Consider the following 25,041-nt stretch of genomic DNA (forward strand, 5'->3'; position numbering starts at 1 on the left):
ATCAGTTTACCCGCGGAGATTCTTCGGGAGTCCACGCCAAGGGCTGGCCGGGCTGGCCGGGAAACAGGAAATCGATGAAAGCCGCCGCGGTGGGCTGTGGCTCATGATTGGCCAGACCCGGTCGCTCGTTGGCTTCGATGAAGGCGTAGTCCTCGCCGGTGATGTCGGGAACAAGGAGGTCGATCCCGGTCACCGGTATGCCGATCGCCTCGGCGGCGGCCACCGCGACCTTGCACAACTCTGAATTCACCTCGGGCGTGACGTCGTGAATGGTGCCGCCCTGATGCAGGTTGGCGGTATGGCGGACGCGTAGCCGATTTCCTTGCGGGAGAATATTATCCAGTTGCCAACCGGCTTCGACGACAGTCGCCTCGGTGAGCTCGTCGAGCGGGATACGGGACTCACCGCCGGTAGCCGCAGAGCGCCGACGGCTCTCCGCGATAATCAAATCCCGCACCGAGTGCTCGCCGGTTCCGATGATCTCGGGCGGCATCCGCAGGGCCGCGGCGACCACCTGCCCGTTGATAACCACCAGTCGAAGGTCGTCGCCATTCACCCGCTGCTCGATGAGCACCTCGGGGAACTCCGCCCGGGCGCGCGCCACCGCGGCCGACAGCTCGTCGCGACCGTCGTCGACGGTGATGCCCACCGTGATGCCTTTGCCCTGCTCGCCCCGCGTGGGTTTGACCACCACCTCCCCCACCTCGTCGAGGAACTCGTAGTCGCCTTCGTCGGAAGTGGCCAACCGGGCCCGCGGGACGGTGATTCCCGCATCCGAGACCAGTCGCCGTGTCAACCTTTTGTCGTCGCAACGGCACATCGCAATTGCCGAGGTGAACTCCGACAGGGATTCACGGGTGATCACGCTTCGACCACCGTGGCTGAGCCGCATCTCACCGGTCTCGGCATCGAGGACCTCGACCCAGATCCCCCGGCGCAACGCTTCGTCGGCGATGATCCGCGCGTAGGGATTGAGGTCGTCGACGGTCTCCGGCGGCGGGCTGAACAACGGCTCATTGATCGCGTTCTTCCGCTTGATCGCCAGCACCGGCACGCGGCGGAAACCCAACTTGTCGTACAGCCGAATAGCCGCCGCATTGTCATGGGCAACGGACAAGTCCATGTAGGCGCGGCCCAGGGTTCTGAAGTGCGAGGCCAACTTTCGGGTCAGCGCGATGCCGACACCCGGTATCCCGGCCGCGGGATCGACGGCCAGCGTCCATAAGCTCGAACCCTCTTCGGGATCGGAGAAGAGCAGTTCGTGGTCGACGCCGGTCACCGTTCCCACCACAGCGCCGTCGTCCTCGCGCACCGCGAGCAGGTAGGTGACGGCGCGCTCATTCTGGTGGTTGTCCCAAATCACCTCGACCGGTGCCGGGACCATTCCGCACCGGACGTAGACGCGGTTCATGAGATCTGCATCAGCAGCGTCGTTGAGTGTGCGCACCGTGACACCGACCGGCGACGGCGTCGGCTCTTCCCCGGGAGGCGGATCGGTGAAGCGCAGCCGGTAAGTATGGCTGGGGTCGATGAAGAGCTCCGACGGCGCTCCGGCAACCACGACGTGGGATTCGCGCGCGTAGATGCAGATGTCGCGGCGCCCGGGCGCCTCGCGTCGAAGCGCCTCTGCCAGAGTGTCGGGATCGGCGAAGGTCTGGCCGAAAATCAGCCTGCCCCAGCCTAATTCAAGCTCGACGTCCTTGGCCATCGCGTCCACCAAATCCGGCGGCGACGCGTCGTGCAGGCCGAGCGTGATCGCCTCGGTATGGTCCCCTGAAGGACCGGTGGCGGTCATGCCGCCGGTCCGGTCACACCATGGCGTTGCAACCAGAGCTCGAGCAGCGCGATCTGCCAGAGTTCATTCCCGCGGAGCGGGGTCAGCCGGCCATTGGGGTCGGCCAACAGCGCGTCCACCGCGGCGGTGTCGAACAGCCCGCGCTCTTTGGCGACCGGTGCGTAGAGCGCATCGCGGACCATGTCGAGGTATGGCCCCTCGAGGTGGGTCAGCGCGGGGACGGGGAAGTAGCCTTTGGGACGATCGATCACCTCGGACGGAATGACCCGTCGCGCAGCCTCTTTGAGAACACCCTTGCCGCCGTGCGCGACCTTCAGCTCTGGGGGGCAGGTGGCCGCGAGCTCGACCAGTTCGTGGTCGAGGAAAGGAACCCGCCCTTCCAACCCCCACGCCATGGTCATGTTGTCGACCCGCTTGACCGGATCGTCGACCAACATCACCATCGTGTCGAGCCGCAGTGCCCGGTCGATGCCGGTTTCGGCGCCGGCGTGGGCGAAGTGCTCGGTGACGAAACGCTCGCTTGGATCTCCCGGCGCGACGTTGCCCGCCGCGAGAAGGGCGGCCAGGCCGGCCTCGTCACGGTCGAAAAAGGCAGTCCGGTATTCGGCGACCGAGCCCTCGACAGTGGCGGCGGCCGGTGCCCCCATCGGCGGATACCAGTGGTAGCCCGCAAACACCTCGTCGGCGCCCTGTCCCGATTGCACGACCTTTACATGTCGGGCGACTTCCTGGCTGAGCAGATAAAAGGCCACACAGTCGTGGCTGACCATCGGTTCGCTCATGGCCCCGATCGCGCCGTCCAGCGCGGGCAGCATGCGCTCGGTGCCGATACGAATCTGGTGATGATCAGTGTCGAACCGTTTGGCCACGATGTCGGAGTACTGGAATTCGTCACCTCGGACGTCGCCGACCGACTCGAAGCCGATGGAGAACGTCGACAGCCCGTGCTGACCGGCTTCGGCGAGCAGGCCGACGATCAAGCTGGAATCCACCCCGCCGGAAAGCAGGCATCCGACCGGAACGTCCGCGACGAGTCGACGCTCCACGGCGGTCCGCAGCGAGGACAGCACGGCGTCTTCCCAGTCGCGCTCGGACCAGTCGGCACGATCCGCGTGCCGGCTGAAGTCCGGCGTCCAGTAGGTGGTGGCGACGCGGCGGCCGTCGGGCTCGATGGCGAGCAGCGATGCCGGCGGGATTTTGCGCACGCCGCGCAGGATGGTGGCCGGCGCGGGCACGACGGAGTGGAACATCATGTAGTGGTGCAGCGCGACGTGATCGATGCGCGTGTCCACGCCGCCCCCGGCCAGCAGCGCCGGCAGCGTCGAGGCGAACCTGACTCGATGACTGTCCTCGGTCACGTACAGCGGCTTGATGCCGAGTCGGTCGCGGCCGAGCAGCACCCGACCGCTGTCGCGCTCGACAATGGCGAATGCGAACATGCCTTTGAAGTGGCTGACAAAGTCATCGCCCCAGCGGTGGTAGGCCTTGAGTAGAACCTCGCTGTCGCTGTGTGAGAAAAACCGGTAGCCGTAACCCTGGAGCTCGCTGCGGAGCTCCTTGTAGTTGTAGATGCAGCCGTTCCAGGCGATCGTCAGCCCCAGGTCGGAGTCGACCATCGGCTGAGCGCCGGCCTCGGTCAAGTCAATGATTTTGAGACGACGGTGACCCAAGGCGACTCGACCTTGTGACCAAACGCCCGAGCTATCCGGCCCTCGCGGCGTCATCACGGCGGCCATCGCCGCCACCGCTGCTACATCGGGCGCTCGGCCGTCGAGTCGCACCTCACCGGTGGCTCCACACACCTGAACAACCCTACAGACGTCGATTCCGACGTGCGCGCCGCTGACCCGGCGGCGCACTGCAGATGAGTCTTGAACTGTCCGTTCGTTCCACCTCGGGGGCTCACTTTCAGTCGATCTCGTTGTCTTGACCACAGCACCGCGGAAGCCGTTGCAGTTTGTCGGCGTCCTCGTTGTCCACCTGAAGGTAACGGCGGCCATCGGCGGCGGTCCCAACGCTGATGGCCGGCCCGTCACCGCTGACGCTGTCCGGTTCCATCCGCAACTGCAGTTCACCGGACTCGGCGTAGAGCATGGCGTCGTCGTTAGACAGCTTCCACGGCTGACCGTCGGTGGGCCAGCGACCGCCGACGAGCCGGACCTCGGTGCGGTCAGCTTCCTCGTTGTCGGTCGTCACGCAACCGATCCACAACTTGGCCGGCAGCGGACGGAAGTACACCGCGAGGCGCTGCCGGTTGAAATCCACGTCGACCGGTATGCCAATCGGGGGCAACGATGTGCCTTCCGGATGATCATTCAGCGACTGTTTGACTTGCCGCGATCCGAGCCCGACACCAAACCAGTCGATGGTCAGCACGGTGGTGAGGTACTGCACGATCGCCAGGGTCAGCAGACCGCCGGCGCCGGCAGCCCCCACTCCGGCCGCTCCCGCGGCCCACGTCACCGGCAACGCAAGCAATCCGACGGTAGCCGCAGCGCCGGCGGCCGCGGCCACCTTGCCGGGCACCGTCAGGCTGAAGTCCGGATTGACCTCCGCCTCGGGCGGATTCTGAGTCGGTCGCACGCCGACGGTTTTGGGGAGGTTCTCGAGCCGATCGCGGACTCGTTTGACTTCCGCTTCGTAGTCCTGGTTGCTCAACTGGCCGGCACGTTTCCGGTCGCCGGCGGCCTTCAACGCCTGCTCGAGACTCTCGATGGTTTCCAGGTCGGCTCGTCGGGCCTCCTGCGCATCCGGATCACGCGGGATGTCATCGAGGCCCATCTCGTAGGTGACCTTGAAGGTCGCGTTGAAGTCGTAGAGCGTGGTTTCGGCGCTGACGGTGCCGTCGACGACCAACCGGCCGTCCTGGGTGCGGGGCACGATGTCGGCGTCAAGAGCCTGCAGGCAGCGGTCCTGCCCGCCGATCGTGATGGTCTTCGGACCTGCCAGCAGGCACGGCACGTCGGCGTCGAAATCGCTGTAGTCGAGATCGAAGGTGTTCATCACCGTGTCACGGACCTGGCGAAGAATGCTCCAGCCGGTGACAGCCAATCCGGTTCTCTCATCAGGGTTTTCGGCGAGGATCGATGCAGGCAGTTCTTCTCCGAGCGGCAATGCGCGCAGTGTTTGCAGCTGGACCACCATGGATTCGTGCGCGACCCCGCCGACGTCGAAGCGTTGCACGACGGCGTCGAGCACCTTCACCGCGCTGTCGTCCTGCGATTCGGGGTCGACGTCCATCGCAGCGGGCAGCAGGTCCATCACCCCGTCGACGCCCATCTCGGCGAGTTTGGGACGGACAGCGTCGGAGATCTGGGTGGCCAGCGAATCGAGCACTCTGATTCTGGCTTGGTCGTCGGAGAGCCTGGGGTGTTGCAGCTTTTCCAGGTTCACCAGCAGCTCTCCGGCGATGCTGTGGGTGATCCAGTACGCCTCTGCGTAGTCGAGTTCCCAGCTGATGCGGGGGTCTTGACCGGTCAAAGCGATGCTGCCGTCGGAGCGCCGATCGATGTGCGCGCCGAACAAGCGCGGTCCGTAGTCTCCACTCAGCGAGTTGGCAAGCAGCACAGGGGAATCCTGCGTGGTGAAGTCAAGCGCGATCGTCTGCTTGCCTCGCTCGGTTTGCCGCGGCTCGAGCTGGTCATGAATCGTCAACCGTCCGAACAGCGGGATCTCGTTGTATGGGATTTCGCGCGACTCCTCGGCGCGCGGACCCTCAGGGATCGTGATCGTCGTCGGCGGCAATGACACCAGCGGGATACAGGTCACCGAATCGATGACGATCTTCGAATCGAAGATGGTCAGATCGATCGCGAAATGCCTTAGCGGGTCGTGGGATTCATCTTCGTCAACCTCCTGCCACAGCCGCTGCTGTGCATCGAAGACGAACCAGACGCGGTCCAGCGTGAGGTCGAGGGTGGCTGTCGCGGAGTAGCCGGGGCCGTCGACGGACTTCGTGTACTTGTCGCCACCGAACATTTCGACGGTCTGATCCTGGACGCGTTCGCGATGGATCTCGATGATCGTGTCGGGGCGACGCATGCCGATCCTGTACCCAGAACGCACCGTCTTGGAACAGGCCGGTCAACGGAGTCAGCTCTGGGGGCCTGCGATGGACCACTGCGTCCGCAATAGGAAGCGCGGACACTTGATATCGATTAGCCCGTCCCGTACATTTCGAGAATTCCCTTGCGTGCCGCCTCATAGTATTTCCCAATGCGGTCACGCACCCATTCCAATGGATTCGCGTAATCCTCATATTCGGCTCTAGATAATTCTGCCAGTTCGTCCAGCGGAAGATCAGGTCGTGTCGAAAATCGGCTAAGAAACTGCCACTTCTTTGCCCGTAGACCAAACTCATTGGGAGCGTTTACCGGCGCAATCATGCAATTTACTTCGCCCTCGCGAGATGAGTCGTAGACCTGAATTTTGCAATCATCCGAACGGTAGAACACGATGTGCTGAGGTCGTCCGCCCTTATCGGGAGTATTGTCGACCTCATCGAGTACTAAGCCGAACCCTTCCAACAACGGTCCGACGATTATTTGGACATCTGCAGAGAATTCAGCCGTCATGGTTATCTCTTTCCGACAAAAGATGCTGGCATGAGCGACCGTCACAGAGGTTCGCCGATATTGGGAAGCAAGGAAATATCCTCGGGTTGTCCGTTACGGAAGAGAGCAGCAAGTTCGTGTACGCGCCGTTTTGCCCACCGAACGTCAAAGCGACTCAGAACCTGATATTCGTACTTGAAGCGTTCTGCGCGATCCCCAACCAATTTGGCCGCGTTACGCGTGACGATGCCCTCGCAGTACCAATATAGGAGGTCATCAAGACTGCCTGCTTGATCGAAGCCGAGCTTTCCTCGCTCGTAGAAAGTGAAATGATATACGCCATCCTCGGCAACATAGATATTGAGGCCATCGGTTGTTCGAAGGCCCACCTGCATAGGAGGTACACCCAACTCATTTGACAGTCGATTTATCTCGCTCTGCAGTCTACCAGATTTATCGCCCGAGACGCGGTCCGTATTCGTCAAGAATTCCCCTATCTACCAGTTCTTTTACATTCACTTTCACGCCGTCGGGGCCCACAATCATGTACTGAAGCGAGCCCGGCGAAAGCGTCTGGCCGTACCAGGGTTCAACCGGCCCTTCTACAATTTGCCATCCCGGAGGCAGTGGCTTTCCGGTTACCATGTATCGGTTGTAATCTCCTTCCATCGATTCCGGCGGTAGCGCTCGATCTGCAAAAGGTGTGCCGTCGGGTGCAAGATAGCGGCCGTACTCAGAACCGAACCGGTCGATGAGCGTGCCCGCAGGCAGATGCGCTGGCTGGGGGTCATACGCCGGCGGGAACCCGTCATTTCCAGGCCAAACGCGCGTCTCGAGGGTGCCAAAATGGGACGCAAAGTCATCCCATGGCATTCCGCCTAATGGATCCCAGCCGTGCATTACGGCTAGCGGTGCGCCGCCCGGGGTGACGGTTTCTGCGGGGAGCCCTGCTTTAACAGCGGCTCCCTCGCCGCCGAACATCAGTGCCGGCAGCGTGAAGGCACCGTCGGCGCCTTTCTCACCCAGGTAATAGGGCAGGCTCGGTGAGTCGAGGGCGTGTTGCACTTCCCCAATCGCGGCGCCTATTGGATTCTGGGCAGTCTCCACGGTGCCCTTAAGCATCTGCTCCCACGACTGCAAGACGCCTGGCGCGCCCGGGCCTCCCTGCCCGATGAGGTTCTTGATGCCCTGCTCGGTGGCAAACCACCGGTCACCGAACCCTTCGCCGAATCCCGGTGGCGGCGGGGGCGGCGGCTCCGGCGGGACGTAATTCGGCATCCCGTTGTCCATCCACTGCTGAGTGCGAGCGACGACATCATCCAGCCTTGCCTCGATCTGATCCGGCGGCATCCCGTCTCTGATCATCGTTTGGCGGGCCATCGCTTTGAAGCTCTCCACTTCCGCGGGCTTAAGCCGAGGCGGCGGAGCGGCCGGGACACCCGGTTGGTGAAGTCGACTCAGCAGATCCGGCAGGCTGCCAGGTGGCGGCTTTTGGCCGTCAGGCCCGGACGGCTGACCCCGCCCAATCATGAGGTCTTCCAGCGACGGTGGCTTGCCCCCTACGCCGGCCGGAACCGGCGGACCTTTGGGCTGGCCAGCGCCCGGCCCGGCGCTGGCGGGGCCAGCCGGTAACAGCATGTCCTGCAACGACTTTGGCTTCGGCCCGCCGGCACCCGGTCCCGGTGGAGCATCGCCCGGTTGATGCCCGGTGGCATCCAGCGGGATGTCGCCGACGGCGCCCCGCACAGCGGTGGCAAGCTCGTGGTCGGCGTTGTCGGCGTGCGCTTTGCAGGTGTCGAGCTGTCCCTGCAGCAGCTGTTGTTCTGCGGCTAGCGCCAGCCGATCGACCCCAAACCCGGTGTCGCCGATGTCGATTCGCCAGTCCGGGGTGATGGTCCAGCCGTAGCCTTCGGCGGTTTGCTCGATTCCATCGAGTTCAGCCTTGACCGCGCGCACGTCCGCTTCGGCGCGCGATACCGCCGCGGCTACCTGCTTGGATTCCTGACCGTCGGCCTCGACGTCGCGCCGTGTCTTACCCAGATCGACACGAAAGGCATCTCCCGCTTCGCCGTGCCAGTCGCTGAGATTGTTGTGAATCTGCTGCAGGCTGTCGCCCAACCTGTGCAAGGTAGCCGCCCGATTGCTGGCGGTCTGGAACACGTCGTGGATCGCACCGGGATCCCAGCGTCTGGCGTCCGCCGGGGTCAGCGGCTCCACGCGCTGCCCCCTTACTCTCCTACCGAATGGAGCGCCTGGGCCGACTCGTCTTCGTTCTCGACAAAACGGGTCATCGCGTCGGCAACGTGCGACCCGAGCCCGCCCACCTGCCACTTGTGGTGGCCGTGCCGGGCTTCCCACCGCGACGCCAGCTCACCCAACGCCTGCTGCGAGGATCCGATCCAGCCGGGCGCGGCCTCGGCCAGCCCATCCTCATGGCTGACGAAACTCAAGGCAGCCTCGCCGACCGAATCGAGCATGTCGTTGCTGCCGTTGTGCAGCGCGACGGGATCGACCTTCAAGTTGTCGGCCACGATGATCCCTTCTGTTCAGTGGTCCTGCGCGCTGAAGCATAGCCCGAACCACGGGGGTGCGCCCTTCACCTTTTTGACGCGGAATCACCAGCTCGCAGACCTTGCTGAGCAGTAAGTCTGAAAGCACTGTCTTTGTCGTCGACATGACGAATAATTCGTGGATCGCATCCCAGCGAAGGGACCGGCATGACCACGGCGATGCGCGACGAGACGATGTTTTCATTCCTGCCGCGTTGGACGCGGCAGGTAGGAATGACGGCGACCGCGCTGGCCGGCGCGCTGTCGGTCATGATGACCGCGCCGCACGCCGCGGCTGATAGTTCAGCCGCCGATTACCAGCCGGCGCTTGATCAACTCCTGAGCGCCATGCAGCAGGCGGCGGCCTACGACTCGGCACTGCCGTTTGCGACACCGGACAGCGACGCCATGCTGCTGACGGGCCTGCAGAACACGAACTACGAATTGCTCTCGGCCGGATTATCCAGGGTCACCGAGCTTTTCAAAGGGGTCTTTTTCCAGTCGCCGGAAGCGGTGGCCGGCGATGCCGCCGATTCCCGCCAGTACTTTCAATTCTTCACCCCCGATATCTACTACCACGCGACCGCCGGCCTGGCTCCGGGCGCGACCTACGAGCTCACCGGCACGCTCGGCAAAGGGACCGAAGCCCTGGCCATTGCGACCGAAGCAATCACCGGTTCAACAGCTGTCAGCAAGGAGAGCCTGGAACTCGATCACGGCCTCGTCGTCAATCCCGACGGCACGTTCACTGTCGACATCGGCCCCACCGAACCAAGCGACGCAGTCAATTTCATCAATGACACCGATGCCACCACCAACGGCGATGCCTCCCTGCTGATTCGAGATGTGCTGGGCGACTGGGCGCAGGGCCCTGGGAGCATCAGCATCCACTGCGTGTCCGACTGCCCGGCGTTTTTCTCCATACCGAGCACGGGCATATTTCCCGGCGCCGACGGGTCTGCTGCCGAGATCGGCTCGCTCGCAGGAACTTCCACGACTCAGGTCACCTCGGTCGACTCGCTGTTGACGACATTGTTCACTGCCTTCGGCAACATCGTCGGGCCTTTCAACCAAGAAAACATGGGCCTGGCCGAGGTCGCCGGCATCGAGCTACCGGCCAATACGATGAGCCCGCTGGCCCCCGAAACAAGCGTGTTTGCAACGGGTCTGCCCAGTGCGGACGTCTCCGGGGGTAACTTCGACCTGACTGCCGACCAGGCGCTGATCGTCCAGGTACCCGACGTGCCGTCCGGTTACAGCGGGATCGAGCTGATGAACGTCTTCGGCGCGGCTCTGCCGTATACCCTGGCTCAGACCACCTTGAACAACACCACGGCATTTGCCGACCCCGACGGATATACCTACTACGTGGTCAGCGCGACCAACCCGGGCGTGGCGAATTGGCTTGACAGCAGCGGTGTTAACAGCGGTGAGATCTTCGCCCGGTTCGAGAATCTTCCCGACGGCACGGACCCGACAGGCCTGCCGGTGACGACCGAAGTGGTGCCGGTGGCCGACGTTGCCGGCTATCTGCCCGCCGATACACCGACCGTCAGTCCCGCGGAGTATGCCGCTGACATGGCACAGCGCGTCTTTTCCTACGACTACGCCTTGGACGTGTCCCGCGAACATGCCCAACCCGACTGGGTGCTTCAGGAACTGCTGCTCCACGGGCTGCAGGGCGTGATGGGTAGCGACAACTTCGCCGCGGTGTTCGGCAGCGACCCGACCACTCCGCTGGAGCTGAGGTTCACCCCGGCGTTGTCTCCGGACTGGGCCACCGTCGACCACGACCTGCTCACCAATCCGGTCGGCAGCCTGGAGGCAATCTTCAACAATCTGCCGCTGGCGGCCAGCGACATCAACTTGCCCACCGAATTGGCGATGGGCCAGACCGTGCTGTCGCTGCTGTTGCCCCAGCAGCTCGGATCTTTGTTGAATGACACGGTTTTCGACCCGAACACCGGAATCCTCGCCGGGTTCCTCAATGCCCGCGACGACCTGGCAACCGCGGTCCTGACCGCCAACAACGATTGGCCCACTGAGCTGGGCAATCTGGCGACCCTGGAGTGGGCCAACATGTCGGAGTTGGTCCAGGCGACTGGGAGCGCCCTGCTGGCCGACCTTGGGACGCTGCTCAACCCCGCCGATCTGTTCTCCGGGTAAGTGCCGTCGCGACCATCCGTAGGGTGAATTGGTGAATCCCAATTTCGTCAACCGCCGTCAGCTGCTCCGGCTGGCAGGCGGCGTCGGGTTTGCGTCAATAGTCAGCGCCTGCTCACCTGAAACCCGGACTATCAATACCCGCCTGACGGCTACCACGTCGGCAATGTTGCTGTGCCGAGACTCGTGGGGCGCGCGACCCGCCCGGCCGGGAGGCAAGCGTCACACCATCACCCGGATGACCCTGCACCACGAGGCCGTGGTCCTCGGCGACAACCGCAATGCCCCAGGGCGATTCCGCCAGGATCAGCGGTACCACCAAGACCAACATGGGTGGGTCGACATCGCGTATCACGTCGGCGTCGATCGCAACGGCAACATCTACGAACTGCGGAGCACCGAGATTGCCGGCGACACCGCGACGGACTACGACACCACGGGCCACTTCCTGGTCCTCTGCGAAGGAGACTTCGATAAAGAGGCGGTGTCGGAGGCGCAACTTCATGGAACCGCTGTCGCATTCGCATGGGCCGCTCAGAATTTTCGCATCGCGTCCAATACTTTGGCAGGCCACCGCGACCTGGCCGCGACTTCTTGCCCGGGCGCGAACCTCTACGCCCATCTCTCCTCCGGTGACCTCAAACGCCGCATCGACGACATGCTTGCCGCCGGCGGGGTTGATCTCCAACGTTTTTGCGGACCCGACGCTGCCGCACGAGTTGCGGCTATCGAGGCAGGCAATTAGTCGGCCATGTTCGGTGGAGCCAGAGCGTGCGCCGGGATGAGCCCAATGCGCTCCGAATAAGTAGTCGGACCGATATTGTCTGGTTGTCGTCGTTGACCGACTGATGGAGCGACATGAGCTATCGGACAATTATCGTCGGGACGGACGGTTCGGAATCGTCGTTACGTGCGGTCGACCGCGCAGCCGCACTCGCGGCGCAAGAGCATGCGAAGCTGATCATCGCGAGCGCGCATCTCGACACGTCGGAAAAAGGCGGCTGGTCAAGAGCGCCCGCCCCCGATCGGTTGACTGACGGTCGCGCCGCCGACAGCCTCGGGGGCGCGGGCTACAGGATGCATGGAAGCGCCTCTGTCTACGCGATCCTTCAGGATGCCCGCGACCGAGCAAAGGCCGCCGGCGCCCGAGAGATCGAAGAGCAAGCGATTGTCGGCGCGCCAGTCACTGCGCTGCTGCATTTGGCCGATGAGGTCAACGGCGACTTGCTCGTCGTCGGCAACTTGGGACTGGGCACGGTCGCCGGGCGTCTACTGGGCTCCGTGCCCGACACCGTCGCCCGCAGAGCCAAAGTAGACATCCTCATCGTCCACACCGTCGGATAGCCTTGAGCGGCAGGAATTTCCCGGCATGAGGCTTTCGCTGTCCTTCTCTGTTGTGTGGACACTTGTCGCCGCAGGGGGCTGCTTGGGCCTGGCCGCCTGTTCGTCGTCGTCCCCGCCGCGCCCACAAGCCGCCACAGCAAGCTCAACGATCCAGCCAATTGTTACCACGACCGGGGCCGCCCCCAGCGCCACAGCAGCGCCCAGTGCGACTGCCGTTCCCAGCACGACCACACCCTGCGTCGGGTTGTCGATCTGCACCCCGCCGCCGCCGGACGCCGAGGGCAACGCGGCCTGCTACTACCGCGATGGTTGGGCCGCCGACACGGCTGGCTCCGGGATCAACGTCTACTACTTCCCCGAGTCGTCCAGTGCAGCTAGCGGCGAGCAGGTGACCGCCGACGTTCGCCTGAAGGACGGCAGCACGGCCTCCCAGATCGCCGCGATCGAACCGGGTCAAGCGAACGATCGGATTCAGTTCCCCGGCATCGATGCATCAGCAGTAATGGAGGTCTTGCTGACGACGAGCGCTGGGCGGTGCTTCGTCATTGGCCCTAACAGTTAGTGCGCCAGGCGACGCGAAATCAGCTTGACGACGAGGTCTTTGAGTCGAGAGTGAAAACGCGAAGTAGATCGGCAGCGAAACGAGAAAGGCGATCACGCTGAGCGCCCACCCGTACCTCGTTCCGTACCGGTCCCACGTCCACTGCCAGATGCGGTCCATGCCAGGAGATTAAGCGTCCGCCACCTGCGACGAGCGGAAAAACGACGCGCAGCATACGAACGACAAACCTCATGACGCGGCAGGTGAGCCGGCCGTTGTCGGAATGGACAGGGCCACGATGAGTTCGAGGACAGTCTGGGGGTCGTTGAGGCGTTCGCCGTAGAGCTCACGGAGTTGGGTCATCCGATATCGCACGGTTTGGGCGTGCACGAAGAGATCGGCAGCCACAGCATCGCGTTGGCCTTGATGTAACAGCCACGATCGCAGTGTCTCCGCGAGCCGTTCGGCGGTGTTGGGACGCAACTGATCGAGCGGTGCGAGCACCTGGCGGCGAAGATCGTCAGCGGCTTCGCGGTCGGCGCCCAGCACGAGTGCGACAAGATGAGTGTCGGTGTCGATCGTGCCGATGTCGTCTACCGCGAGATGGAGTTCGCGCGCCTGCACGACGCGACGATAGGACGAATGAGCCTGAGTCCACGTGCGGAAAGGACCGACCACCGCCCGGCGATCTTGGAGTTCTCGCAGCAGCCGGGATCGGTTGGGGCCGTGCATATCTGGGATGAGCAGCACACCGACATCCTCGGAGGACTCGATACCGGGCAGGTCCCCACTGAGTTGCAATGTGGACTGTCCGAACCTGGATACCACGCCACGCATCTGGGCCGAAGGAAGTAGTACCGCGGTAAGGGTGTCCGGGGGATGCCACTCGGCGCGCTCGGCACTTGCCAGCAGTATCTCGGTCGGCGCCCCGGCGAGCAGGTGCTGCCCGAGGCGGTCAAGATGACGCCGCCGTTCTCGGTCCGAGGAGGCCAGTTCGTCGGCGTGCCCGGAAACGCTTGCCGCGGAGAGCTCGTCGATGAATGCGAACACCAATTCGGCGAACCGGGCGATCATCAGCGGTGGCAGTCGCCGGTCGACGGCGGTTTCCGACAGCTCGCGCCACGCCACCCGCGCGCCGACGCGATAGGCAGATAACAGCGCGTCCATGGAACGCCCTTGACGCGCCTCGCCGCGCCCGAGTTCGTAGGCGCCTTCGAGCGCAGGGGACAACGGCGGGCCGGGATCGGAATCGCGTGGACGGGCTGCCAGTTGGAGGAAGGCACCCAGCGCCATCTGGACTGCACTCTCGATCCGTTGACCCATCCGCCCGCTGAACGCATCCGCGTAGCTGGGTACTTCGACGGTGACTGCTGCCACAGTGCGTTCGGCGACGGCGGGCAGAACGCCCTGCAAAGCGGCGACGACCTGGTCATTCAGCACCAAGCCGGTGTCCCGCCGGTCGTCAGCTTCTGCAACGTCGTCCATCATATCTATTCTTTCCGAACAACTTTATGACAGTAATTTACCCTAGCTGGTCAAGAGTTTATACCTGAGATCGAGGGATCGTGGTCTCATGACAACAACAGCACCCAGGGTCGCCCCGATGGGCACGCTGCGCGACCGGTTCCTCCGGCTCGCCGAGCGGATCACCACGCCGCTGGTCCCCGCCGATTACCTCGACATCGTCGACCCGCTCCGCTCCGGCACGACGCTGCGCGGCCGGATAGTCGCAATCCACCCCGAAACCCGCGACGCCGTCAGCCTGGTCATCAAGCCGGGCCGCGGCTGGCGCAGCCATACCCCCGGGCAGTACATCCGCATCGGTGTCGACGTCGACGGCGTGCGGCAGTGGCGCGCCTACTCCCTGACCTCCGATACCGAGCGGGCCGACGGCTGCATCGCCATCACCGTCAAGGCGATCCCCGATGGCAAGGTCTCCAACCACCTCGTGCGACGGGCCACAGTCGGCACCATCGTCCAACTCGACCACGCTGCAGGAGACTTCACGCTCCCAGCCGCGGCGCCGGCCAAGATCTTGTTCCTCACGGCGGGCAGCGGTATCACCCCGGTGATGGGCATGCTTCGCAACATGGTCGAACACACTGACGTCGTGGTGGTGCACAGCGCGCCAACACCCGACGATGTGATCTTCGCCGGCGAACTGCGCATGCTGGCCCGCCAGGGCCGAATTCGCTTGATCGAGAAGCACACTGACACCGACGGCATGCTCAGCGCCGCCGAACTCAGCGATCTGGTCAGTGACCTCCCTGAGCGCGAGACGTGGGCATGCGGACCGACTGGCATGCTCGACGCACTCGAGCAGCACTGGAATGACAACGGCATACCTGAGCGCCTGCACACCGAGCGGTTCCGGCCCACCGTGGTCACCGCCGGTGAAGGAGGGGTTGTCACCTTCAGCAAGTCAGCGACCACCCTCGACGTCTCGGGCGACCAGACACTGCTCGACGCCGGCGAAGCCGCCGGTGTACTGATGCCTTCGGGATGCCGGATGGGCATCTGCTTTGGCTGCGTGGCGCCGCTGCGCCAGGGAGCGGTACGCGACCTTCGTAACGGCGACGTCACCACCGCCGCACCCGGTGACGGCGTCCTGATTCAGACCTGTGTTTCCGCAGCAGCGGGCACCTGCGACATCGACCTGTAAAGGAACTTTAGTGACCACTCTGCAACGCCAAGAACAGAATCCGATCGCCCACCTCAGTGCGGACGATATCGAGAATCTCGGCCGCGAACTCGACACCATCCGTCAGCAGGTGCTCGACAGCCGCGGCGAGTGCGACGCGGACTACATCCGCAACGTTATCGACTTCCAGCGCAAGCTCGAACTGGGCAGCCGCGCCGTGCTGTTGTTCTCGCTGTTCCCACCGGCATGGCTGGCCGGCACGGCCGGACTCTCGGTCGCGAAGATCGTCGAGAACATGGAGATCGGCCATAACGTGATGCACGGTCAGTGGGACTGGATGCGCGACAACAAGATCCACTCCACTACATGGGAATGGGACAACGCCTCCCCCTCCGACATGTGGAAGCACTCGCACAACGAGATCCACCACACCTACACCAACGTGGTCGGAAAAGACGAGGACCTCGGATACGGCATCATGCGAGTTGACGAGGACCAACGCTGGATAGCCTTCTATCTCGCTCAGCCACTGTGGAACTTCATCAACGCCTGCTTCTTCCAGTACGGAATCGCCGCCTACGATCTCAAAATCGGCAAGTACCTCAAGGGCAAAACGGACAAAGAGGAATTCCGCCGCCAAGGCAAGAATGTGCTCGACAAGATCCGCAGGCAGATGACGAAGGACTATGTCCTGCACCCGCTGCTGTCCGGACCATCGGCGGTCACCACGCTGACCGCGAACCTGACCGCCAACCTGGTCCGCAATCTGTGGACGCACTCGGTCATCATGTGCGGACACTTTCCCGAGGGCGTCCAGACCTACGAGAAGAAATCGATCGACGGCGAAACCCGTGGCGAGTGGTACCTGCGGCAGATGCTCGGGTCCGCCAACATCAGCGGAAACCGGTTGCTGCACTTCCTGACCGGCAATCTGTCCTTCCAGATCGAACACCATCTGTTCCCAGATCTGCCGAGCAACCGTTACCAGGAGATCGCGCCAAAGGTCCAAGCCTTGTTCGACCGCTACGGCCTGACTTACGTCAGCGGCCCGATGGTCAAGCAGGTCGGCTCGGCGTGGAAGAAGGTGTTCCGGCTCTCGCTGCCCAACGACTTGGTGCGCAAAGCGACGGCGGCGGTCAACCCGGCGAACATCACGCAGCTCGTCTTCCGCTCAGAGTCGGCCGGGATCGACACCCAAGCGGCCTAGCCCCTGCGGCTACCAGTTACTCGGCGAGTAGTCCTTCAGGAAGCAGCCGTGCAGATCTTCGCCTGACTCCCCCCGCACGATCGGGTCATACACGCGGGCGGCGCCGTCGACGAGGTCGAGCGGGGCGTGGAAGCCTTCGTCGGCTAGCCGCAGCTTGGTCGGGTGTGGACGCTCATCAGTGATCCAGCCCGTATCGACGGCGGTCATGAGAATGCCGTCCTGCTCGAGCATTTCGGCGGCGCTGGTCCGGGTGAGCATATTCAGCGCGGCCTTCGCCATGTTGGTGTGCGGATGTCCCGGGCCCTTGTATGCCCGGCCGAACTGCCCCTCCATTGCCGACACGTTCACCACATACGTGCGCCGGGCAGGCGAGGCGGCCATTGCCGGACGCAACCGGCTCACCAGAATGAACGGCGCGGTCTGGTTGCAGAGTTGAACCTCAAGTAATTCCATCGGATTGATCTCGTGCACGCGTTGAGTCCAACTGTTGATCGACGCGGTGTCGGGCAGCAGGCCACCGGCGTCGATAGCGGTGCCCGCGGCGATCCGGTCCGGGGACGCGCTGCGGGCGGCGAGGGCCAATTCGGTCAAGGCGTGCGGCGCGCAATGCTCGGCGAGGCTGCCGCCAAGCGCCGCCGGATGGGCGTCGCTGACGCGGTCGAACGTGATCACATCGGCGACTTCCAGCCCCGGAGTCCGTTCCGCCTCGACGAGCGCAGCGTAGGAGCCGGCGGGTCGGCGCACCGTCTGGGCGGCGTTGTTGACCAGAATGTCCAGCGGGCCCTGCGCCGCGACGGTGTCCGCGAGCGCGACGACCTGAGCGGGGTCGCGCAGGTCGATCCCGACGATGCGTAGCCGGTGCAGCCAGTCGGCACTGTCGGGCATCGCGGCAAAGCGGCGCACGGCGTCGTTCGGAAAGCGGGTGGTGATTGTCGTGTGGGCGCCATCGCGGAGCAGTCGCAGCGCGATATACATACCGATCTTGGCGCGGCCACCGGTGAGCAGGGCGCTTCTACCGGTGAGGTCGGTGCGGGCGTCGCGCTTGGCGTGGCTGAGTTCCGCGCACTCGGGACAGAGTTGGTGGTAGAACGCGTCGACGACCGTGTACTGGTTCTTGCACATGTAGCAGGCGCGCGACCGGAGCAATTTGCCTGCGGTGGCACCAACCGCGGTGGACACCAATGGCAGGCCCGCGGTTTCGTCGTCGATGCGGCCGGGCGCACCGGTGGCGGTGGCCGCGGTGACGGCGTGATCTGCGGCTGCCACCGCGTCACGCTTGGCGTGGCGGCGGGCCTTCTTCACGGACTTGAAAATGCCCGCGGTCGCGCGACGGACGGCAACGGCATCGGGGTGCTCGGGCGGCAACGACTCGATGTCGGCCAGCACCATCAGGCACGTGTTGAGCTTTTCCGGGTCGATCGCGTTCACCGTCGAAGAGTACGGGCCCGAGGCGCTTACAGCCGGGTGCCGCTCCTAGTTGTGTGACAGTCCGTCCCCGCCATACCCCCTAAGGGGTATATCACTGGCCCGCACTGCCTCCGTCCAGGCCGGTGCGGGCGTGGTATCGAGAACGCCAGGGCAGCAAGGGTCATTGCAGGGACGATCAAAAGCTTGTTCGCGGAGCAAGACCCTAGCAGGCAGTGTCCACTATCATGGACATTTTAGTACTTTAGTAGACTTGTAGGGTCTGTGCTGACGTGGTGCTGCGTGGCGTTGTATTAAGTGTTGCTTGTGGTGCGCTGACCGCCTCGATGCCGATGGTGATCGTGGCCGAGCCGCTGGTTGCGTCGGTACCCGCCTCGTCCACCTTCCGGCAGATGACGAGGGCCTCGACATAATCCCAGCGATAGCGGTGCGGGGCGTCCGCGACGCGCTTCTGGAGCTCTCGGAGGAACTCCGCTAGAAGACCGGCAGCGCGCGCTTCGCCCTCGTGCGCGAAGGCACGGAGGAGAAGCGGCCCTCCCCATGCAGCCAAGCTCTGAACGTAGTCGCGCGCGAACACCGCGGGATCGTCGTGCCAGTAGGGGTTGTCCAGACGGAATAGCTCGACGCTCTCGAGCTCGAGCCCAGCGAAGCGCCCGCCGTCCGCTTGGAAGGGGGCCCGGAACTCGTTGAGCGTGCGCGACCAGACCGGAACGACGGCGGCCTCGACGGTGGCGCTGCCGATGCGCCCCACGTGGCGCCAGTCGGCGAGCAGCCGGTTCATGTCTCCGATGATCTCGACGTAGAGCCCCGTCCTGTCTGGGCACGGCGTGGGGGAAGCCGGGATTGCGGCGATGAACCATCCCCCCGGGGCCAGCTCCGCCGCGCGCATCTTGAGTAGTCGCTCCCATTGCCGTTCCGCGGCGACGCGCCAGTTGCGCCGCTCGTCCTCGTTCCCGTGGTCCGGGTGGCCGGGAAAGATTGAGCCGGTGGACGCCAGGCCGGCGGCGTCGGCGATCCAGTGCATGCACGTCCCGCTAACCGCGAGGTGCACTGTGCCCCCTGGAAGGGAGGGCGCCTGGTGGAGCGGAATTCCGGCCATGGAGACGACCGTCGCCGGCGGCGGAACGCGATCGAGCGCTCGCCGGCAGGCCTGGCCGTGGGCCTCCGGCAAGGCGTAATGGGCGCCCGTGCCCGTGTCGGCGACCTCGGGCCCGGCCTCGCCCGGCGCAGGGATCACGATGATCGCACCCTGGTCCGCCGCTGGGCCGAAGGTGTTCCGGAGATTCGCGGCTGCGACCCCCCACGCATTTGTCGGGAGATCGACGAGGGCGTATATCAGCGGCCGGCCGGCGCGCAGCGCCGCGAGGTCACGGATGAGGCCGTGGGAGTTTCCCCCGTCAGCCGCACCCAGATCGGCCACCCAGAGCACGGGCTCGTTCACAAGCTGCGCCGCGGCGGCCAGCACGGCAGGGTGGGTCGCCTCGAAGGATGCGCGCTGCGAGAGGGCGTGTCGCGCATAGTCGTCCGCCATGCTCGAGAGCTCAGGGCGACGTGATGGCGTGGCGCTTCCTTCCCGCGCGGCGCCGCAGGGTAGCGATCGAGGCTATCGTCCCACAAGGTCCGCCCGGCGCGTCCCGAGTACCTGTATCCGGTTGCACGGCAAGTAACTATCGGGGCAATGCGTGTCAGCTACGGCCAGCGGACTGGTGCGGGCGGCATGGGCTAAATCGTCGACACCGGTAACGAGATCCCGCCGCCGACCGGGAGCGACGAAGGAATCGCCCGGGATTGATCAGGCGGCATCGTGGGAAGCCCCACTTCGTGAGCTCAGCCAGAACAGTGCTCGGGATGCTTGTGAACCATCCGCGAGCATCCGACCCCGACCGATTGCATGACGCGGTGTCGGGCGCGACCGTGCTGGTCACCGGCGCCTCGTTCGGCATCGGCGCGGCCACCGCACGCAAACTCGCCTCGGCGGGAGCGACCGTGCTGCTCGCGGCACGATCGGCGGACAAACTCGACGAACTCACAGCGACGATCGCCGCCGACGGCAGGCATGCGGTGAGCTACCCGGCCGACATCAGCGACGAGGCCGCCGTCGCTGAATTGGCGAAACGCATCTGCGCCGAGCATGGCGCGCCGGACATCGTGGTAAACAACGCGGGCAAGTCGATCCGCCGGTCGCTGCACGAACAGTACGAGCGACCGCACGACTTCGACCGCACGATCGGCGTCAACTACCTTGGCCCTATTCGGCTGCTGCTGGAACTGGTTCCAGAGATGCGGCGGCGCGGCAGCGGGCACATCGTGAACGTGTCGAGCGTCGGCATCCGCACCCCGCCGGGACCCCGGTGGGGCGCCTACCAGGCGTCGAAGGGGGCATTCGACATGTGGCTGCGCAGCGTTGCACCCGAGCTGCACACCGACGGAGTGGACGTCACATCGATCTACTTCGGACTCGTCAACACCCGGATGATGGAACCGACCAAGAGCCTGCGCAACGCGCCCGGCCTGTCTGCCGAGCAGGCGGCGGAGATCGTTGCAAAGGCGATCACCGATCGACCCCGCACGATCGCCCCGTGGTGGTTGTGGCCGGCCGAAGTCGCCTCCGTCGTGCTGCGTGCGCCGGTGGAGCGGGCGACGCAGGAGTGGTGGCGGCGACGCGCCAAGCACTCGGACTGAGCCGGCGCCAGTGGCCGGTGACACCGTCGGGCTGATCGACATCGCCGCGCGCCTGCCGGCCTTGGTTCTGGACGCGCCCGTCGTTGCGCGAGGCACGCTCACCGCAATTCTCGTCCGCGGGTCCGCAAAGAAGTCGATCGGCCGGGTCTTCCAAGACCGTGCGGCGCGTTACCCCGACCACGTTTTCATCCACTTCGACGACGAAGGGCTGACCTACCGCGAGGCCAATGAAACCGTCAACCGCTACGCGGCCACGCTGGCCGAACGCGGCGTCGGTCGCGGTGACGTCGTGGGCATCATCATGCGCAATTCGGCGCGAACGCTGCTAGTGATACTCGCCGCGGTCAAACTCGGTGCGATCGCGGGAATGCTGAACGAAAAGCAGCGCGGCAACGTGCTGGCACACAGCGTCGGGCTGTTGCATGCCCAGGTGATCGTCGGCGAGCAGGACCTGCTTTCTGCGGTCGACGAATCAGGGGCGGAAGTCGCCGACACCGTGACCATCGACGAGTTGGATCGCCTCGCTGCCGACGCGCCCACCGACAACCCGGCAGTCACGTCGTCGGTGCGGGCCAAGGACCCCGCGTTCTACATCTTCACCTCGGGCACCACCGGCGCCCCAAAGGCCAGCGTCATGACGCACTACCGGTGGCTGCGCGCGATGGGTGGGTCCGGCGCCATAGGCATGCGGTTGAAGAGCAGCGACACCGTGTACTGCTGCCTGCCGCTGTACCACAACACCGCGCTGACCGTGGCGGTGTCGGGAGTGATCAGCGCAGGGGCCACTCTTGCTTTGGGCCAGTCGTTTTCGGCCTCGAGGTTCTGGGACGACGTGACTCGGTACGACGCCACCGCCTTCGTCTACATCGGCGAGGTTTGCCGCTATCTGCTCAACCAGCCCGAGAGGCACACGGACCGAACCAACAAAGTGCGCGTGATCGGCGGCAACGGACTGCGCCCGGATATCTGGGACGAGTTCACTGCTCGCTTCAATATCCCGCAGGTGTTCGAGTTATACGGGGCCAGTGAGGGAAACACGGGATTCGTCAATATCTTTCACATCCCCAAGACCGCTGGCCTCTGCCCTACCGCGGTCAGGTTCGTCGAGTACGACCCGGAAACTGGCGAGCCGGTTCGCGATCAGAACGGCCGGGTCCGCAAAGTGCGTCGCGGCCAGCCCGGTCTGCTGTTGAGCAAAATCACCAAGGCACAGCCGTTCGACGGCTACACCGACCCGGAAGCCAGCGAGAAGAAGTTGATTCGCAACGCTTTTCGCGACGGTGACGTGTGGCTCAACAGCGGTGACCTGCTGCGCCCACAGGGCTGGCGCCACGCTGTGTTCGTCGACCGGCTCGGTGACACCTTCCGATGGAAGGGCGAGAACGTGGCGACGACGGACGTCGAGGCCGCCGTGGCGGCCGACCCGCGGGTCGAGGCGGTGACGGTCTTCGGGGTGAAGGTGCCCGGCGCGGACGGGCGCGCAGGGATGGCGGCCGCGGTGTTGCAGGACGGCACAGAGTTCGACGGCGCGTCGCTGGCCCGTACCGTGTACGACCGCCTCCCCGGCTACGCGGTGCCGCTGTTCATAAGGGTCGTAGATTCGCTGGAGCACACCGCGACGGTCAAGACCAAGAAGGTCGATCTGCGCGAGCAAGGATACGGACCCGACGTCGACGATCCGGTCTACGTGCTCAACGGTCGCGAGGAAGGCTACGTCCCGTACTACGACGACTATCCCGACGAAGTCGCAGCCGGTGAGCGGCCCGCAAGCTGACATCGCCGCGGGATCGCGGGACGGCGAAGTGGAGGAATCACGCAGGACAGTACGCAGACCGGGTGATCAGAACGCGGTCGGGGTCATCTAAGCGTCGCGGATCTCGGTTGGCCGCGGCCACGCTTGCGCCCCGAGGGTCGACGCGGACCTCCCCGGCGGGTAACCATGCCGTTTGTTCCATTTCCACCAGTTGCGAGGTAACACGTGCCCCCACGAACGATGTCGTGGGTGCCCCGAGGTTCACCGGCCAGCTCGGCGATGCTGCGACGGTAAGGGGAAAACAACGGGGCATTCCGCCCGCTCTGGCGGCCACACGGCACGGCGTCTCCCCTGTTGCCACTGGACGATCAGACCCTGATGCCCCGACTGTAAGCCGCTGGAAGGGTCGAGCCGAAATTTGCCGAAAAGTGTTGTGCATTCTAGCGTTTGAGCCACGGCTTGGATGGCCGCGTCGGTTGTTTGCTGCGCCTCTCGCAGACATCGTGCGTACAGAACGCCGGCCGCAAAAGCCTGTGCCGCAACGTAAGGAGGATCGTTCCCCGCCTCTTTCCGATAGGCCTCAACAAACCAATCCGAATCTGGGCCTTCATCGGGCTCGAAGGCTGCCGTCGGGAGCCATTGGGCAGGTCCGAGGAGGCCTTCTCGTTGATTGCCCAGTGTGGTTAGAACTTCGTCCACACCGGCTCCGACAAATGCCGCAAAGCGCCATGGGCGGGTGAGTAAGCGTGACGCAACAGCTAGTTCGTCCGCGAAGTTCCCTACCACAAGGAGGACATCGCCGTCGGGGACCGCCGGAACCATCGCCAGTGCCTGAGCAGGGGCAAACGCAGTTGAGGTGAGATCAAGGTGAAGGTTGGCTGCCGTTGTCGCAGCACTTTCTGCGACGTCCCTACCAAAGCCTGTCGTGCTGTGAAGAAGTGAAATCGTCGTGATTGACGGGTCGACGGTGTGCGCGGCTTGGAGGGCCGCACTGAAATAGGTGGAAGCCGGCGCAATGACATTGATTACCTGTGCAAAGGCGGGCCGACGCAGACGCGAACTCGCTCCGCCATGGTTCCACAGCACGCGTTCACAGGCGCCTGCGGCGTCGAGCATGGGACCACTGCCATATGGTCCGAAGAGGACATCCGGCTCCGTTGCCAAGGCAGCCTGCATTGCCGCGCGAATATCTTTCCCGGTGTCGCGTACATCGAGCGCGACAGTGGTCCACGGCGGTGGAAGGGCCGCGCTCTTTGTCCAGATAGCAAGCGCTGTCGCGCCTGCCCGTCCGTAGCGGCTTAACGGGCCACTCAGCGGCGTGACGAGGGCTGTACGAAGGTGCGCCATCTGGCCTCAAGGGCGGTCCTGCGGATCGGCACCACACCGCCGTCCGGTGCCGGCGTCCGACGGTACTCGGTAGCAGTCGATGGCCCGTTCGCGCTCGTCGGGATGACCACCGCATCGTTTGGTGAAGCCTTTTGCGTCAAGGCTTTCTCAGGCCGCGGGTTAAACCCAGGATCCCGGCCGCCACAAAGGGCACCGGGGATAGCGTGGCGATCAGTGCGCTTTTGGAACCGACTAGCGGCTTGCTGCGCAGCCCGGTGACAAAGTCGGCTCCATCACTAACCAGTCCAACCGCTGCCCACCGTTGCAATTCGCCTACTCCGCCGCGTGCCCAGGCCACACAGGCACCGGAGCCGAGAACCACATCACGGATCCCAATGGTCCGCATGAGCAATGTTTCTGTCCCGGATCCTGGCGAAAAGATCCGGCGCGGCGTGAGGATCATCACCGCTCCCACAGCGGCCCGGGCCGCCGCAACCAGCGCCAAGATCGGCGTCGATGCCTGTGCCCTTTCGTGCATCACGGCTCGACCCTACTCACCCTCCGCCGGACTCCCGCGCAAGTCGTCGATGCTCGTGGGCCAGGAAAGTAGGGTTCTGTGCTGGCCGCAACGAAACAAGCCAGGCCTTTCGGCCTGGCTTGTTTCGTGTGGAGCTGCCGGGAATCGAACCCGGGTCCTACGGCATTCCCTCAAGACTTCTCCGTGCGCAGTTCGCTATGCCTCTACTCGGATCTCCCGGTCACGCGAACCAGCCGAGATGACGATCCCAGTCGCTGTGAGTGTCCCGATGAGTCCCGCGACCGAACTCATCGGTGGATCCCTCTAGCTGATGCCAGGGTCCGGGCCGAGGGCTTTCCCGGTCTGACAGACTAGCTGTCGCTTAAGCAGCGAGAGCGTAGTCGCGCTGTGTTGAAACGGCGCTTAATTGGTTGCAACGACGCTTACGGTGGTCTCTTGCCTGCACCGGCACGCTTCCCTTGATTCGATGCGCGAAGTCGAAACCGTTCAGCCCCTCGCACCCCTGCCGAATTTCGGCAAGACAA

The 25,041-nt window shown here is 64.3% G+C and carries 19 protein-coding genes and 1 other RNA gene; 8 read left to right on the forward strand and 12 right to left on the reverse strand.

The genetic code is table 11. The annotated features are described in order from the left end of the window. Position 1 precedes the first annotated feature (1 nt). The 7 genes from ngg to VGG53_RS15550 all read right to left on the reverse strand — a co-directional run bounded on the left by ngg (position 2) and on the right by VGG53_RS15550 (position 8,879). The gene (ngg, locus tag VGG53_RS15520) at positions 2-1,795 is read right to left on the reverse strand and encodes an N-acetylglutaminylglutamine synthetase (protein ID WP_331518950.1); all 1,794 of its coding nucleotides are present in this window, start codon (positions 1,793-1,795) and stop codon (positions 2-4) included. Beyond that, positions 1,792-3,597: an N-acetylglutaminylglutamine amidotransferase gene (locus tag VGG53_RS15525; RefSeq protein WP_331518951.1), complete on the reverse strand. Its 1,806-nt coding sequence runs from the start codon at positions 3,595-3,597 to the stop codon at positions 1,792-1,794. The genes ngg and VGG53_RS15525 overlap by 4 nt, the downstream gene beginning before the upstream one ends. A 106-nt stretch (positions 3,598-3,703) precedes the next feature. Further along, positions 3,704-5,836 carry a hypothetical protein gene (locus VGG53_RS15530; RefSeq protein ID WP_331518952.1) on the reverse strand — a complete coding sequence of 711 codons (2,133 nt, stop codon included), beginning with the start codon at positions 5,834-5,836 and terminating at the stop codon, positions 3,704-3,706. 116 nt (positions 5,837-5,952) lie between these two features. Beyond that, on the reverse strand, positions 5,953-6,369 hold the full coding sequence (locus VGG53_RS15535) for a hypothetical protein (RefSeq protein WP_331518953.1): 417 nt from the start codon (positions 6,367-6,369) through the stop codon (positions 5,953-5,955). 41 nt (positions 6,370-6,410) lie between these two features. Then, positions 6,411-6,743: a hypothetical protein gene (locus VGG53_RS15540; RefSeq protein ID WP_331518954.1), complete on the reverse strand. Its 333-nt coding sequence runs from the start codon at positions 6,741-6,743 to the stop codon at positions 6,411-6,413. A gap of 58 nt (positions 6,744-6,801) precedes the next feature. Beyond that, positions 6,802-8,565, reverse strand: a complete 1,764-nt coding sequence (locus VGG53_RS15545) for a TNT domain-containing protein (protein WP_331518955.1) — start codon at positions 8,563-8,565, stop codon at positions 6,802-6,804. An 11-nt stretch (positions 8,566-8,576) separates the two neighbouring features. Beyond that, positions 8,577-8,879, reverse strand: a complete 303-nt coding sequence (locus tag VGG53_RS15550; RefSeq protein ID WP_331518956.1) for an RNA 2'-phosphotransferase — start codon at positions 8,877-8,879, stop codon at positions 8,577-8,579. Positions 8,880-9,065: 186 nt separating this feature from the next. Between VGG53_RS15550 and VGG53_RS15555 the strand changes: the two genes are divergently transcribed. The 4 genes from VGG53_RS15555 to VGG53_RS15570 all read left to right on the forward strand — a co-directional run bounded on the left by VGG53_RS15555 (position 9,066) and on the right by VGG53_RS15570 (position 12,966). Continuing rightward, entirely contained in the window at positions 9,066-11,063 is a 1,998-nt protein-coding gene (locus VGG53_RS15555; protein WP_331518957.1) for a hypothetical protein, read from the forward strand. 163 nt (positions 11,064-11,226) lie between these two features. Then, entirely contained in the window at positions 11,227-11,805 is a 579-nt protein-coding gene (locus tag VGG53_RS15560; RefSeq protein ID WP_331518969.1) for an N-acetylmuramoyl-L-alanine amidase, read from the forward strand. Between the two features lie 113 nt (positions 11,806-11,918). After that, the gene (locus tag VGG53_RS15565) at positions 11,919-12,404 is read left to right on the forward strand and encodes a universal stress protein (RefSeq protein ID WP_331518958.1); all 486 of its coding nucleotides are present in this window, start codon (positions 11,919-11,921) and stop codon (positions 12,402-12,404) included. Positions 12,405-12,648: 244 nt separating this feature from the next. Continuing rightward, positions 12,649-12,966 carry a hypothetical protein gene (locus VGG53_RS15570; RefSeq protein WP_331518959.1) on the forward strand — a complete coding sequence of 106 codons (318 nt, stop codon included), beginning with the start codon at positions 12,649-12,651 and terminating at the stop codon, positions 12,964-12,966. 228 nt (positions 12,967-13,194) lie between these two features. Here VGG53_RS15570 and VGG53_RS15575 read toward each other — a convergent pair whose 3' ends face one another. Next, positions 13,195-14,430, reverse strand: coding sequence for a helix-turn-helix domain-containing protein (locus VGG53_RS15575; protein ID WP_331518961.1), 1,236 nt, complete (start codon positions 14,428-14,430; stop codon positions 13,195-13,197). Positions 14,431-14,518: 88 nt separating this feature from the next. Between VGG53_RS15575 and VGG53_RS15580 the strand changes: the two genes are divergently transcribed. Both VGG53_RS15580 and VGG53_RS15585 read left to right on the forward strand, forming a co-directional pair. After that, complete coding sequence (locus tag VGG53_RS15580) at positions 14,519-15,607, forward strand: ferredoxin reductase (RefSeq protein WP_331518963.1); 1,089 nt, start codon at positions 14,519-14,521, stop codon at positions 15,605-15,607. A 10-nt stretch (positions 15,608-15,617) separates the two neighbouring features. Beyond that, complete coding sequence (locus VGG53_RS15585; RefSeq protein ID WP_331518964.1) at positions 15,618-16,793, forward strand: acyl-CoA desaturase; 1,176 nt, start codon at positions 15,618-15,620, stop codon at positions 16,791-16,793. 9 nt (positions 16,794-16,802) lie between these two features. Here the strand turns inward: VGG53_RS15585 and VGG53_RS15590 are convergent, their stop codons facing one another. Next, positions 16,803-18,221, reverse strand: coding sequence for an SDR family NAD(P)-dependent oxidoreductase (locus tag VGG53_RS15590; protein WP_331518965.1), 1,419 nt, complete (start codon positions 18,219-18,221; stop codon positions 16,803-16,805). 241 nt (positions 18,222-18,462) lie between these two features. Further along, positions 18,463-19,749: a hypothetical protein gene (locus VGG53_RS15595; protein WP_331518966.1), complete on the reverse strand. Its 1,287-nt coding sequence runs from the start codon at positions 19,747-19,749 to the stop codon at positions 18,463-18,465. A 317-nt stretch (positions 19,750-20,066) separates the two neighbouring features. On the opposite strand from VGG53_RS15595, the gene VGG53_RS15600 reads away from it, so the two are divergent. Both VGG53_RS15600 and fadD6 read left to right on the forward strand, forming a co-directional pair. Then, positions 20,067-20,900 carry an SDR family NAD(P)-dependent oxidoreductase gene (locus VGG53_RS15600; RefSeq protein WP_331518967.1) on the forward strand — a complete coding sequence of 278 codons (834 nt, stop codon included), beginning with the start codon at positions 20,067-20,069 and terminating at the stop codon, positions 20,898-20,900. 10 nt (positions 20,901-20,910) lie between these two features. After that, positions 20,911-22,674 (forward strand): long-chain-acyl-CoA synthetase FadD6, encoded by a 1,764-nt coding sequence (gene fadD6 / locus VGG53_RS15605; RefSeq protein WP_331518968.1) that lies wholly within the window; start codon positions 20,911-20,913, stop codon positions 22,672-22,674. A 240-nt stretch (positions 22,675-22,914) separates the two neighbouring features. Here fadD6 and VGG53_RS24050 read toward each other — a convergent pair whose 3' ends face one another. Together VGG53_RS24050 and ssrA are read right to left on the reverse strand one after the other, a co-directional pair. Continuing rightward, the gene (locus VGG53_RS24050; protein WP_414688978.1) at positions 22,915-24,000 is read right to left on the reverse strand and encodes an ABC transporter substrate-binding protein; all 1,086 of its coding nucleotides are present in this window, start codon (positions 23,998-24,000) and stop codon (positions 22,915-22,917) included. Positions 24,001-24,643: 643 nt separating this feature from the next. Further along, positions 24,644-25,011: a transfer-messenger RNA gene (gene ssrA / locus VGG53_RS15610) on the reverse strand. Between the last annotated feature and the right edge of the window lie 30 nt (positions 25,012-25,041).

Origin of the sequence: Mycobacterium sp., from assembly GCF_036490025.1 — a bacterium.
GTDB lineage: Bacteria > Actinomycetota > Actinomycetes > Mycobacteriales > Mycobacteriaceae > Mycobacterium.

Excerpts from the sequence above, each read along its gene's own strand:
- VGG53_RS15580 (WP_331518963.1), top strand. The coding sequence starts at position 14,519 with ATGACAACAACAGCACCCAGGGTCGCCCCGATGGGCACGCTGCGCGAC.
- VGG53_RS15575 (WP_331518961.1), bottom strand. The coding sequence starts at position 14,430 with ATGGACGACGTTGCAGAAGCTGACGACCGGCGGGACACCGGCTTGGTG.
- VGG53_RS15600 (WP_331518967.1), top strand. The coding sequence starts at position 20,067 with ATGCTTGTGAACCATCCGCGAGCATCCGACCCCGACCGATTGCATGAC.
- VGG53_RS15565 (WP_331518958.1), top strand. The coding sequence starts at position 11,919 with ATGAGCTATCGGACAATTATCGTCGGGACGGACGGTTCGGAATCGTCG.
- VGG53_RS15540 (WP_331518954.1), bottom strand. The coding sequence starts at position 6,743 with ATGCAGGTGGGCCTTCGAACAACCGATGGCCTCAATATCTATGTTGCC.
- VGG53_RS15535 (WP_331518953.1), bottom strand. The coding sequence starts at position 6,369 with ATGACGGCTGAATTCTCTGCAGATGTCCAAATAATCGTCGGACCGTTG.
- VGG53_RS15530 (WP_331518952.1), bottom strand. The coding sequence starts at position 5,836 with ATGCGTCGCCCCGACACGATCATCGAGATCCATCGCGAACGCGTCCAG.
- VGG53_RS24050 (WP_414688978.1), bottom strand. The coding sequence starts at position 24,000 with ATGGCGCACCTTCGTACAGCCCTCGTCACGCCGCTGAGTGGCCCGTTA.
- ngg (WP_331518950.1), bottom strand. The coding sequence starts at position 1,795 with ATGACCGCCACCGGTCCTTCAGGGGACCATACCGAGGCGATCACGCTC.
- VGG53_RS15560 (WP_331518969.1), top strand. The coding sequence starts at position 11,227 with ATGTTGCTGTGCCGAGACTCGTGGGGCGCGCGACCCGCCCGGCCGGGA.
- VGG53_RS15595 (WP_331518966.1), bottom strand. The coding sequence starts at position 19,749 with ATGGCGGACGACTATGCGCGACACGCCCTCTCGCAGCGCGCATCCTTC.
- VGG53_RS15555 (WP_331518957.1), top strand. The coding sequence starts at position 9,066 with ATGACCACGGCGATGCGCGACGAGACGATGTTTTCATTCCTGCCGCGT.